The 12,164-nt window shown below is 63.9% G+C and carries 8 protein-coding genes; 2 read left to right on the plus strand and 6 right to left on the minus strand.

Annotated features, from left to right (window positions below):
• Positions 1-99: 99 nt before the first annotated feature.
• The 6 genes from AB4136_RS06445 to AB4136_RS06470 are packed head-to-tail and all read right to left on the minus strand — an operon-like array spanning position 100 to position 8,757.
• Positions 100-819 carry a peptidylprolyl isomerase gene (locus tag AB4136_RS06445; protein ID WP_441930659.1) on the minus strand — a complete coding sequence of 240 codons (720 nt, stop codon included), beginning with the start codon at positions 817-819 and terminating at the stop codon, positions 100-102.
• Positions 816-1,535 carry a respiratory nitrate reductase subunit gamma gene (gene narI, locus AB4136_RS06450; protein ID WP_441930661.1) on the minus strand — a complete coding sequence of 240 codons (720 nt, stop codon included), beginning with the start codon at positions 1,533-1,535 and terminating at the stop codon, positions 816-818. The genes AB4136_RS06445 and narI overlap by 4 nt, the downstream gene beginning before the upstream one ends.
• An 18-nt stretch (positions 1,536-1,553) precedes the next feature.
• Entirely contained in the window at positions 1,554-2,174 is a 621-nt protein-coding gene (gene narJ, locus AB4136_RS06455; protein ID WP_441930663.1) for a nitrate reductase molybdenum cofactor assembly chaperone, read from the minus strand.
• A gap of 10 nt (positions 2,175-2,184) precedes the next feature.
• Complete coding sequence (gene narH / locus AB4136_RS06460; protein ID WP_441930665.1) at positions 2,185-3,717, minus strand: nitrate reductase subunit beta; 1,533 nt, start codon at positions 3,715-3,717, stop codon at positions 2,185-2,187.
• Positions 3,714-7,487 (minus strand): nitrate reductase subunit alpha, encoded by a 3,774-nt coding sequence (locus AB4136_RS06465; RefSeq protein ID WP_441930667.1) that lies wholly within the window; start codon positions 7,485-7,487, stop codon positions 3,714-3,716. The genes narH and AB4136_RS06465 overlap by 4 nt, the downstream gene beginning before the upstream one ends.
• A 16-nt stretch (positions 7,488-7,503) precedes the next feature.
• Entirely contained in the window at positions 7,504-8,757 is a 1,254-nt protein-coding gene (locus tag AB4136_RS06470) for an MFS transporter (protein WP_441930669.1), read from the minus strand.
• Positions 8,758-9,437: 680 nt separating this feature from the next.
• Here AB4136_RS06470 and metB point away from each other — a divergent pair.
• Positions 9,438-10,619 (plus strand): cystathionine gamma-synthase, encoded by a 1,182-nt coding sequence (metB, locus tag AB4136_RS06475; protein ID WP_441930671.1) that lies wholly within the window; start codon positions 9,438-9,440, stop codon positions 10,617-10,619.
• A 283-nt stretch (positions 10,620-10,902) separates the two neighbouring features.
• Positions 10,903-12,066, plus strand: coding sequence for a cytochrome P450 (locus AB4136_RS06480; protein WP_441930674.1), 1,164 nt, complete (start codon positions 10,903-10,905; stop codon positions 12,064-12,066).
• The last annotated feature ends 98 nt before the right edge of the window (positions 12,067-12,164 follow it).

The raw sequence follows: 12,164 nt of genomic DNA on the forward strand, positions 1-12,164 counted from the left end.
AGCTTCAGCAACATCAGAGGAACCTAGCCTGGTCAGCAGGCCCAAGCGCAGACTTGCTCAGTGCGAAGCATTTCCCCATTTCGACGCAGAAGGCCGAACCTACTGCACCAAAGGCGACGGGCTCGCTTCCAGGTGAACGCCATCGACCTCCGCCTGTCCGGCCAGGATGCTGACATACTGGCGCAGCGCCCTTTCCTCCACTCGCGACCGAAGCCGTTCGGCGATCCGCTCCTGGACGGCTTCGAACGGAAGCTTTTGGCCAGGGATGCGCTGGTCCACGGCCACGATGTGAAAGCCGTAACGCGTCCTGACGAGTTCGCGCAGAATTCCCGAGGCTCCGAACTTGAAGAGAGCCTTTTCGAATTCCGGCACTATGTCGCCGCGCCCGACCTGGCCGAGATTGCCGCCCTGCTGGCCCGAAGGACAGTTGGAAAGCTCCGCCGCCGTCGTGGCGAAGCGGTCCGGCTCGGCAAGCAATGTGTTCAGGGCCTGCTCGGCGCGGGCCCGCATCTGCGGCACGTTCACATGCGGTGTCACCTGGAACAGGATGTGCCGCGCATGGACGAGGTCGCCGCTCTCGAATTCGGCCGGGTTCTGCTCGTAGTAGCGGCGACACTCGGCCTCGGTGGGAGCCGGCATCACCACCTCCTTTTCCAGCAGCGCCTCGATCGCGGACTCGACAGCCGCCTCGTCTTCAACGGACGGATCGAGCAGACCGACCGCAACCGCGCGCTGGCGCAGAAGCTCCCGCGCTGCGGCCAACTCGGCGGGGCGGTCGGCTTCGACCGCCACGGCGATGCCATTCACCGACAGGATCATGGCCTGGTCGGCTCCTGGGCGCGGGTCTTGGGCGTGCGCACGATCTGATAGGGCCTGAACAGATAGGAAAGCGCCCCAGCCCCGCTCCAGATATGAATCATGCGGGTGAACGGCGAAACCAGGAACAGCGTGAAGCCGAGCAGTATGTGCAGCTTGTAGGTGAGCGGCACGTCAACCATGAGCGCGGCAGCCCCGCCGTCGAGCGTCACGATGCCTTTCACGTAGCTTGTCAGCGTCTCGAACAGGCCTCCGTCCATATGGAAGGCCGACAGCGGCACCGTGAGCAGGCCGAGCGCAAGCTGCAACCACAGCATGAAGGTGATGGCGATGTCCCATTTGCGGCTGTTCAGCCGGATGCGCGGATCGGCCAGCCGACGGTGAATCAGGATCGTCAATCCGACGATGGCGACGAAGCCGGCGATGCCGCCCACCACCATGGCAAGAAGCTGGTGCGCCACCGGCGTCAGCGCCCAGTCGACCATCCAGTGCGGGGCGAGAAAACCGGCGAAATGGCCGAGGATGACGGTGATGACGCCGTAGTGGAAGAAGTTGGAGCCAAGCTTGAGCTCGCGCTGGCGCAGCATCTGCGAGGAATCGCTCTTCCATGTATAGGGCTCGCGGTCGAAGCGGATCAGGCTGCCGATCAGGAGCACCACGAGACAGATATAGGGATAGACGCCGAAGAGCAGCGTGTTGACGTAGGAATTGGCGAGCATGAAGAGCCTCCTTCCTTCTCAAACCGTGGAGCCGCCGGGCGGGGCGGCATCGGCAAAGGCGGGCCTCTCGGCCCAGTCGCTGTCAAGCGTTTGCGTCTGCTCGCGGACCGGCTTCACCTTGGCCGCGTCGACCGGCTTCTCGCCGGCGATGACCAGCAGCGCCTGGATGACAGCGGCATATCGGCTTTGCCGGGCGAGCAACGAACGGCTGATCGAAGCGAGGATGGCCGCGCAGTCGGCCAGCAGTTCGCGCGCTTCCGCCATGTCGCGCAGGCTCAGATACTCCAGCACGACAGGCAGATAGTCGGGCAGTTCCGAGGCGGTGAGCTCGAAGCCGGCGGCGCCATAGAGGGCCTTCAACTCCACCATGGCGGCACCCCGGTCGCGGCCGTCGCCGTGCAGGTGCTCGAACAGATGCAGGGACAGAGCCCGGCCGCGGTCGAACAGGTCGACATAGCGCTCCTCAGTGGCGAGCAGGCTGCCTCGTCCGATCTCGTCGATCAGGGCGAGGAGGGCATCCCGCTCGCGGGCGGCCACTATCGGCGAGGTGCACACGACCTCGGCGATCTCGGGCAGCGCCTGGCGCATCTCTTCGCTCGGATAGGACAAAAGCGCGCTGAAGGCCTTGAAGATCAACATGGGACCACCCTCACGTATCGAGCGGTCGCACGGGATTGAGCTTGCGGCGACCCATCTTGCCGCCGAAAAGCGTCGAATGCGGCGGCCCGAAATCGCAGCCATTGCCAAAGGTGAAGCCGCAGGAGCCCTTCAGCCCGTATGCGTCCTCGGCGTCCTCGCGGTGGCTGGTCGGGATGACGAAGCGGTCCTCGTAGTTGGCGATGGCGAGATAGCGGTGCATGTCCTCGACCTGCGCCATGCTGAGCCCGGCCTGCGCCAGCACGGCGGCGCCGTCGCCCTCGCCGAGCTGGCGCTGGCGGAAGTAGATGCGCATGGCCAGCATCCGCTCCAGCGCCGCGACGACCGGCGCCTCGGCGCCAGCGGTGAGCAGGTTGGCAAGGTAGCGCACCGGGATGCGCAGCGAGCGCACGTCCGGAATCTCTCCCACCGTCTCGATCGCGCCGGCATTGGCATGCGACTGGATGGGAGAAAGCGGCGGCACGTACCAGACCATGGGCAGCGTGCGGTATTCGGGATGCAGCGGAAAGGCGATCTTCCAGTCCACCGCCATCTTATAGGCGGGCGAGCGCCTTGCCGCCTCGATCCAATTGTCGGCGATGCCGTCGGCACGGGCCTGCTCGACGACCGCCGGATCGTTCGGATCGAGAAAGAGCTTGAGCTGCGCCTCGTAGAGGTCCTGCTCATCCTCCACGGAGGCCGCGCGCTCGATGCCGTCGGCGTCGTAGAGGAGCACGCCGAGATAGCGGATGCGGCCGACGCAGGTCTCCGAGCAGACGGTCGGCTGGCCGGCCTCGATGCGCGGATAGCAGAAGATGCACTTCTCCGCCTTTCCCGAGGTCCAGTTGTAATAGATCTTCTTATAGGGACAACCGGACACGCACATGCGCCAGCCGCGGCACTTGTCCTGGTCGATGAGGACGATGCCGTCCTCCTCGCGCTTGTAGATCGAGCCGGAGGGGCAGGAGGCGACGCAGCTCGGGTTGAGGCAGTGCTCGCACAGGCGCGGCAGGTACATCATGAAGGTGTTCTCGAACTGGCCGTAGATGTCCTTCTGCACCGCCTCGAAATTGTAGTCCTGCGAGCGCTTGTCGAACTCGCCGCCGAGGATCTCCTCCCAGTTCGGCCCCCATTCGATCTTCTCCATCGGCCGGCCGGTGATCAGCGACAAGGGCCGGGCGACCGGTGCGGTCGGGAGCTCGGGTGCCTTCTGCAGATGTTCGTAGTCGAAGGTGAAAGGCTCGTAATAGTCGTCGATCTCCGGCATGTTCGGATTGGCGAAGATCTTCGCCAGCACGGCCAGCCTGCCGCCCTGCTTCGGCACGATCTTCCCGTTCTTCTTCCGCTTCCAGCCGCCGTTCCAGCGTTCCTGGTTCTCCCAATCCTTGGGATAGCCGATGCCGGGCTTTGTCTCGACATTGTTGAACCAGGCGTATTCCATGCCTTGGCGCGAGGTCCACACCTGCTTGCAGGTAACGGAGCAGGTGTGGCAGCCGATGCATTTGTCGAGGTTCAGCACCATCGCGATCTGTGCGCGGATCTTCATGACGCGGTCTCCTCGGCAACCGGATCGACGGGATTGGAATGGTCGAGCCATTCGACCTTGACGAGCTTGCGCACGACCACGAACTCGTCGCGATTTGAACCGACCGTGCCGTAGTAGTTGAAGCCATAGGAAAGCTGCGCGTAGCCGCCGACCATATGGGTCGGCTTCAGCACCGTGCGCGTCACCGAATTGTGGATGCCGCCGCGCTGGCCGGTGATCTGGGAACCCGGCACGTTCACGATCTTCTCCTGCGCGTGGTACATCATGCACATGCCTTCCTGCACGCGCTGGCTGACCACGGCGCGCGCGGCGATCGCACCGTTCACGTTGAACAGTTCGATCCAATCGTTGTCGACAATGCCGGCTTTCTTGGCATCCGTCTCCGAAAGCCACACGATCGGCCCGCCGCGCGACAGCGTCAGCATGATCAGGTTGTCGGTATAGGTGGAGTGGATGCCCCATTTCTGGTGCGGGGTGATGAAGTTGAGCACGATCTCCTTCTCGCCGTTCGCCTTCTTGCCGAGCATGGCGGCGGCTGTTCGCGTGTCGATGGGCGGGCGGTAGACGGCAAAACCCTCGCCGAAGTCGCGGAACCAGCGATGGTCCTGGTAAAATTGCTGGCGGCCGCTGATGGTACGCCACGGGATCAGCTCGTTCACGTTCGTGTAGCCAGCCGTGTAGGAGACATGCTCGCTCTCGATGCCGGACCAGGTCGGCGAGGAAATGATCTTGCGCGGCTGCGCCTGGATATCGCGGAAGCGGATCTTCTCGTCCTCGCGCGTCTCGGCAAGGTGGGCGTGGTCGCGCCCGGTGACTCTGCCGAGCGCCTCCCAGGCCTTCACCGCCACCTCGCCGTTGGTCTCGGGCGCGAGATACATGACGGTTTCGGCCGCATCGATGTCGGTGTCGATGCGCGGCCGCCCATCGGTCGGCCCGCCGTCGTTGACGCGATGGTTGAGCGCGCCGAGCCCTTTGACCTCGGCCTCGGTGTTCCACGAAATGCCCTTGCCGCCGTTGCCGAGCTTGTCGGCGAGGGGCCCAAGCGCGGTGAAGCGGCGGTACGTGTTGGGATAGTCCCGCTCGACCACGGCGATCTGCGGCGCCGTGATGCCGGGGACCAGCTCGCATTCGCCCTTCTTCCAGTCCTGCACCTCGAAGGGCTGGGCAAGCTCGGCCGGGGTATCGTGCTGGATTGGGGTGAGCACCACGTCGCGTTCGATGCCGAGATGGCCTTCGGCCAGTTCTGAGAAGCGCTTGGCGATCGCCTTGTAGGTCTCCCAGTCGCTCTTCGCCTCCCACACCGGATCCACCGCGGCCGAGAGCGGGTGGATGAACGGGTGCATGTCGGAGGTGTTGAGGTCGTTCTTCTCGTACCAGGTGGCCGTCGGCAGCACGATGTCGGAATAGAGGCAGCTCGTCGACATGCGGAAGTCGAGCGTCACCACCAGGTCGAGCTTGCCTTCTGGCGCCGCCTCGTGCCACTCGACCTCGGTTGGCTTTTCGCGGCCTTCCTCGCCGAGGTCCTTGCCCTGCAGGCCATGCCGCGTGCCGAGGAAATGGCGCAGGAAGTATTCGTGTCCCTTCCCGGACGAGCCGAACAGGTTGGAGCGCCAGATGAACAGGTTGCGCGGGAAGTTGACCGGATTGTCCGGATCCTCGCAGGCCATGGCGATCTTGCCGGATTTCAGGCCGGCGACGACATGGTCCTTCGCCTCGATGCCTGCCTTCTCAGCCGCCGCTGCGAGCGTCAGCGGGTTCACGTTGAGCTGCGGGGCCGATGGCAGCCAGCCCATGCGCTCGGCCTTGACATTGAGGTCGATCATGCTGCCGCGATAGGGCGCCGGATCGGCGAGCGGCGACAGCAACTCGGCCACGTCGAGCTTCTCGTAACGCCACTGGTCGGAATGCGCGTAGAAGAAGGAGGTGCCGTTCATGTGCCGCGGCGGCCGCACCCAGTCGAGCGCGAAGGCGAGCATGGTCCAGCCGGTCTGCGGCCTGAGCTTCTCCTGCCCGACATAGTGCGCCCAGCCGCCACCGGACACGCCCACCGTGCCGCACATCATCAGCATGTTGATGATCGAGCGGTATCCCATGTCCTGGTGGTACCAGTGGTTCATGCCCGCCCCGATGATGACCATCGAGCGGCCCTTGGTCTTCTCGGCATTGGCGGCGAAGCCGCGCGCCACGTCGACTGCGTGCGCGGCCGAAACGCCGGTGATCTTCTCCTGCCAGGCCGGCGTATAGGGCACATTGTCGTCGAAGCTCTTGGCGCAGTTCCCGCCAAGGCCGCGGTCGAGTCCGTAGTTGGCGCAGAGCAGGTCGAAGACAGTCGTGACTTGGGCCTCTCCGTCGGCGAGCTTGACGCGCCGCACCGGCACGTTGCGGACGAGCACATCGCCGCCCTGGTCGTTGCCGGAGAAATGCGGATGCGGCATGCCGCCGAAATACGGGAAGGCGACCGCAACCACATCGTCGCGCCTGTCGATCGCGCTCAGGCCCAGCCGCACCTCGGCTCCCGTCTCGCCGTCCTTCTCCTCGAGGTTCCAGCGGCCCTTTTCCTCGTCGTCCGCTGGCCAGCGGTAGCCGATGGAGCCCTGCGGCACCACGATGTCGCCGCTCTCCTCGGCAAACGCCACCGTCTTCCAGGCGGCGCGGTCGGATTTCTTGCGACGTGACTTCGGCCCGCTGGCGAGGTCGCTCTGGCGGACATAGCGGTCCGGCACGAAGCGGTCGCCGTCCTTCCTCAGCCGGACCAGCATCGGCATGTCGGTCAGGCGGCGGCAATAGTCCTCGAAGTACGGTGTCTTGCGATCGAGGAAGAATTCTTTCAGGACGACGTGGCCCATCGCCATGGCGAGCGCGGCGTCCGTGCCCTGCTTGGGATGCAGCCACAGGTCCGACAGCTTTGCCACTTCGGAATAGTCGGGCGTGACGGCCACCACCCTGGTGCCGTTGTAGCGCGCCTCGACGAAGAAATGCGCGTCGGGCGTGCGCGTCTGCGGCACGTTGGAGCCCCAGGCGATGATGTAGGCGGAATTGTACCAGTCGGCCGATTCCGGTACGTCCGTCTGCTCGCCCCAGGTCTGCGGGGAGGACGGCGGCAGGTCGCAATACCAGTCGTAGAAGGACAGCAGCGTGCCGCCGATCAGGCTCAAATAGCGTGCGCCCGACGCGTAGGACACCATCGACATCGCGGGGATCGGCGAGAAGCCGACGACGCGGTCCGGTCCCCAGGTCTTGATCGTATGGACGTTGGCGGCGGCGATGATCTCGGCCGCTTCCGCCCAGGTCGAGCGCACGAAGCCGCCGCGCCCGCGCATCGCCTTGTAGGACTTTGCGACCTTGTCATCGCCGACGATCGAGGCCCACGCCTCGACGGGTCCGAGCGTCTTGCGTGCCTCGCGCCAGGCGCTCACGAGGCGGCCGCGCACCATCGGATACTTGATGCGGCTCGCGCTGTAGAGATACCAGCTGTAGGAAGCTCCGCGCGAGCAGCCGCGCGGCTCGTGGTTCGGCATGCCGGGCCGCGTGCGCGGATAGTCCGTCTGCTGCGTCTCCCAGGTGACCACGCCGCTCTTGACGTAGATCTTCCATGAACAGGAGCCGGTGCAGTTCACGCCGTGGGTGGAGCGCACGATCTTGTCGTGCTGCCAGCGCTGCCGGTAGCCTTCCTCCCACATCCGGTCTTCGTCGCGCAGCTCGCCATGGCCGTCCGCGAAGGGTTCACGGGGTCGGCTGAGGTAGGTGAGACGTTCCAGGAAGTGGCTCATATGGCTGTTCCTCGTGTCAGGTTTGCGCAGGATCTGGTTGAGCGGCATCTTCGCCCATGACCGGGGCGCGCCGCACCTCGGTCATGTAGATCAGGATCAACGATACCCAGACGATCCCGTAAAGGAGCATGAAGCAGCTCGAGTTGACTCCAAGCAGGTCGAGGATGGCGCCGAACATGATTGGAAGCAGGAAGCCCCCAAGGCCGCCTGCCATGCCGACGATGCCCGACACCGCGCCTATCGAGTCAGGGAAATCGTCGCCGATGTATTTGAAGGTCGAGGCCATGCCGCAGGCGAAGGCGATGCCGAGCCCGAACAGCAGAGGCGTGAACAGCCATGGAACAAGCCAGATCGCAAAACTCACCGGCCCCCTGACGGTGAACACGGTCAGCTGCGTTCTCGGATAGGACAGCAGAAACAGGCAAATCCAGGCAAGCCACAGAACCCACCAGGTGACGGCATGGGCTCCGAAGCGATCGGCTAGCCAGCCCCCCAGCGCCCTGAAGGCTCCGCCTGGCAGCGAGAAGCTCGCGGCGAGCAGCGAGGCCTGGGCGATGGAGAAGCCATACTCGCTGCGGAAATACTGAGGCATCCACACCGAAAGCGCCGTGAACCCTCCGAACACGATCGAGTAATACTGGCAGTATTTCCAGACACGAGGATCGCGCAGCACCGCCAGTTGTTGGAATATTGAAAAGGCAGCTTTGCCAGCGCCAGGGTCGGGCGCCGAGAAGACCCAGAAAACCGCTGCGGTCGCGAGGAGGCAAACGGCATAGGTCCTTGGCACCGCCTGCCACCCATAGCTATCGATCAAGACGGGTGCCACGAACATGTTGAGGGCCGCGCCGATGGTGCCGGCGCCAAAGAAGCCCATGGCGAAGCCGCGGCGCTCCTTCGGGAAGAAGCGCGCCACATAGGGCGTGCCTACGGAAAAGGAAGCGCCGACGAGACCAAGCGCAAGGCCGAGCAATAGTAACTGCCAGAGCGCGGTTGCATAGGAGGACAGCCACAATGGAACAGCGCAGCCGACCAGCAGGATGAGCATGATGAGCCGCCCGCCGAAGCGGTCGGTCCAGATGCCGAGCGGCAGGCGGAAGAGCGCGCCGGTCAGAACCGGGGTCGCCGTAAGAAGCCCAAATTGCGTGGCGTCGAGCCCGAGTTCCTCGCGGATCGGGATTCCGGTCACGCCGAACATCATCCAGACGGCGAAGCAGACCGTGAAGGCCCACGTGCTGACGAGCAATACAGCGAGGCTCCGGGTTTGCGGCATGCTAGCGCTCGGTGCTCCTCCCGCCACGGACAATTCGGTCGGTCACCGCACCCTTCCTGGACGTTGCGACGTGACGCACCCACGATAGGCCATTGAAGACGTGCTCCGCTGCCGCGGTCGACCGATGGCCGTGCGTTGGGCGCTCGAACGGAAATGACACGGGCCCGCCGTCAATGCCGATTGCAGGCAGGAGGGATCGGCCGCGTTTGACGAGCCTCGAGCAAAGCAGCGCCTCCTGAAAGACATCGCAGGTGCGGCTGGAGGATGTTGGGCGAATTGGGTGCCAGAGGGCCGCGCCTAGCTCGGATACTCCTCGGAGGCTAGCCGCCAAGGATGAAAATCCAGCAACCAGAAACGACACGATCGCAGATCGGAGCACGGCTGCCTCCCTCAACGTGACAATTGCTTCCCACGTCTTCCGACCATATTGATAACGAGTGAATGACGAAACGCAACCCAACAACTTTGGTTGCGCCCGGCGAGACGGGCAGGCGCCGTGACGAGATCTTTCAGACGCTCTTTGTCACTACCCGGGAACAGTTATTTTCTGTCCCATTAAGTACAAAATTTTTACGCTAAGCTAGCAATATCATTCGTTTGTCATTGTCCAACATAACCGCCAAAAGTTGCCGCTGGCCAAGGGGAGCACCAAGGGATGCTAGAAGGGGGTGGACAGAAGAATGCGAGAGCGAGATCCCCAGACCGTTGCGGCAGCTAACGGCATCGCTTCGGATGCGAACTATGGAGCGGTGACACCGCCGCTCTATCTCAGCAGCACCTTTGCCTTTTCCGGCTTCGAGAAGCACCGCGGCTACGAGTACAGCCGCACCGCCAATCCTGGCCGGGACGTTCTCGCCGACACGCTGGCCAAGCTCGAGGGCGGCATCGGCGCGGTCATCACGTCTTCGGGCATGGCGGCGGTTGATCTCGTTCTGTCGCTTGCCGGTCGTGACGATCTGGTGGTCGCGCCCCATGATTGCTATGGTGGCACGTACAAACTGCTTTCGGCACGACGCGACAAGGGGCATTTCGATGTCGTGTTCGTAAATCAGTCCGACGCTGCGGCGCTGGCCAAGGCTCTCTCCCGCAGGCCCTCTCTGGTCCTTATGGAGACGCCGTCCAACCCGTTGATGCGCGTCGTCGACATTGGTGAGATCGCGCGGCAGGCGAAGGCTGTCGGTGCGAAAGTGGCCGTCGACAACACGTTTCTCTCGCCTGCGCTCCAGCGACCGCTCCGGTTGGGCGCGGACTTCGTCATCCACTCCACCACGAAATACCTGAATGGTCATTCCGACATCGTGGGCGGCGCAGTCGTCTGCGGTGCCGCCGATGACGCGGAGCAGCTTCGCGCGTGGGCCAACCTCACCGGAGTGACCGGCTCGCCATTCGATGCCTATCTGACGCTGCGCGGCCTGCGGACGCTGTTTCCGCGCATCGAGCGCCAGCAGGCGAACGCAGCCGCGATCGCTGGCTTCCTCGAAAAGAGCGAGGCAGTGAGCACGGTGCATTATCCTGGGCTTCCGACTCATCCCGGTCATGCCCGGGCGAAGGCCCAGCAGGACGGCTTTGGCGCGATGCTCAGTTTCGAACTCGTCGGCGGCTTGGAGGCCGTGCGTCGCTTTGTGGAGACCGTAAGGATATTCACGCTCGCCGAGTCGCTCGGCGGTGTCGAAAGCCTCGTGGCACATCCGGCAACCATGACCCACGCCAGCATGGGAGCGGAAGCGCGTCAGTCGGCAGGCATAGCTGACGGATTGCTGCGCCTCTCAGTTGGACTTGAGGCCGAGGCCGATCTCCTTGCCGATCTGGAGCGTGGTCTTGCCGCCGCGGGATCACGGGCTGCGTCAGATCGGCCTTTGTGAGGCCGCAGCACATATAGCCTGGCTACCTGGTTGCTCGCACTTGAGGCTCATAGAGGCATTCCCCCGAGTAGAGGCGACAGCCTACCAATGATCGCAGCGGCGATCCGATAGACGGGGAGTCGGAAGAGGATCCGATGCGGGGTCCCGCAACGTTCATCGCAAGATAGACGCATCGGCAATGCCGATGTTTGAGCTTGCGCAAAGTTCTCCTGTGCATGTCGGGCTAACGGGGGGCTGAAAGTTCCATGGCCGCCGCCGCGGCATCGGGATGTTGCCAGGAGGCATGAGGCTGATGCCAGACAAGCCGCAACCGGATTGGGATTCCAGATCCGATACGGTCCTTTCCGACCAGATCGCGGCCTATGACAAGATGCGCAGCCGCTGCCCGGTTGCATATAGCGATTATCTGGGATGGTCGCTGTTCGGGCATGAGGACGTGGTGCGTGCGTTGGACGATCACCGGACGTTCAGCAGCGAGGTCTCCCGCCACCTATCCGTTCCGAGCGGCATGGATCCGCCCCGGCATACAGCATACCGGCGGCTGATCGAGCGCCATTTCGAACCTGAGCGCGTCGAAGCCTTCGAGCCGCTTTGCCGTGCGATTTCGGTCGATCTCGTGTCCAGCCTGGAAAGAGGCGTGGAGATCGACCTTGTCACGCAGCTTGCCCAGCGCTTCGCGGTACAAATTCAGTGTGCCTTTCTCGGCTGGCCGGACAGCCTGCATCAACCGCTGCTTCAGTGGGTTCAGAAAAACCATGAGGCCACCTTGGCCAGGGACACCAGCGCGATGGCGGCTATCGCGCTCGAGTTCGACGGCTATATCAACCAGCTGCTGGCGGCGCGGCGCGAGGCTGGCGCGGCAGCGCCGGAAGACATCACCTCGGATCTGCTGCGGGAAAGGGTGAACGACAGACCGCTAAACCACGAGGAGATCGTCAGCATCCTGCGCAACTGGACCGTTGGCGAACTGGGCACCATCACTGCTTGCGTCGGGATCCTGGGCCATTACCTTGCGGAGAACCCGCAGCTTCAGCGGCGGCTTCGGGAAGGTCCGCATCAGCTGCCCGCAGCGATCGACGAGATATTGCGGATGCATGCACCGCTCATCTCCAACCGGCGGGTGGCGACGAGGCCGGTGGAAATCGGAGGGCGCAAGATCGCCGCTGGCGAGCGGGTCACGCTTATGTGGGCGTCGGCGAACCGCGACGAGGCGATCTTCGGCGACCCGGACGATTTTCGCCTCGATCGCGACCCGGCGCAGAACCTTCTCTATGGCAGGGGCATCCATGTCTGCCCGGGTGCTCAGTTGGCGCGGCTCGAGCTGCGCGTCGTTATGGAGGAACTGCTGAAGCGGACCCGCAAGTTCACGCTGGTACCCGGTCGGCAACCAACGATCGCCATCTATCCGGCAAGCGGGTTCTCCGGTCTGCCCATGCTGGTCGCATAGTTTGTGGAGGCGGCGCGCTTTGTCCAAACGGGCACTTGCAACTCATTTCCGACATGCCCCGGCGGGGAGGGCAATACCGGGCGCGGCGGGGCCACAAC

Origin of the sequence: Mesorhizobium sp. 2RAF21, from assembly GCF_052115345.1 — a bacterium.
Classification (GTDB): domain Bacteria; phylum Pseudomonadota; class Alphaproteobacteria; order Rhizobiales; family Rhizobiaceae; genus Mesorhizobium; species Mesorhizobium terrae.

What these genes read in the sequence shown, in the direction of transcription:
- AB4136_RS06445 (WP_441930659.1), bottom strand. Translation starts at nt 819, where the DNA reads ATGATCCTGTCGGTGAATGGCATCGCCGTGGCGGTCGAAGCCGACCGC.
- narI (WP_441930661.1), bottom strand. Translation starts at nt 1,535, where the DNA reads ATGCTCGCCAATTCCTACGTCAACACGCTGCTCTTCGGCGTCTATCCC.
- narJ (WP_441930663.1), bottom strand. Translation starts at nt 2,174, where the DNA reads ATGTTGATCTTCAAGGCCTTCAGCGCGCTTTTGTCCTATCCGAGCGAA.
- narH (WP_441930665.1), bottom strand. Translation starts at nt 3,717, where the DNA reads ATGAAGATCCGCGCACAGATCGCGATGGTGCTGAACCTCGACAAATGC.
- AB4136_RS06465 (WP_441930667.1), bottom strand. Translation starts at nt 7,487, where the DNA reads ATGAGCCACTTCCTGGAACGTCTCACCTACCTCAGCCGACCCCGTGAA.
- AB4136_RS06470 (WP_441930669.1), bottom strand. Translation starts at nt 8,757, where the DNA reads ATGCCGCAAACCCGGAGCCTCGCTGTATTGCTCGTCAGCACGTGGGCC.
- metB (WP_441930671.1), top strand. Translation starts at nt 9,438, where the DNA reads ATGCGAGAGCGAGATCCCCAGACCGTTGCGGCAGCTAACGGCATCGCT.
- AB4136_RS06480 (WP_441930674.1), top strand. Translation starts at nt 10,903, where the DNA reads ATGAGGCTGATGCCAGACAAGCCGCAACCGGATTGGGATTCCAGATCC.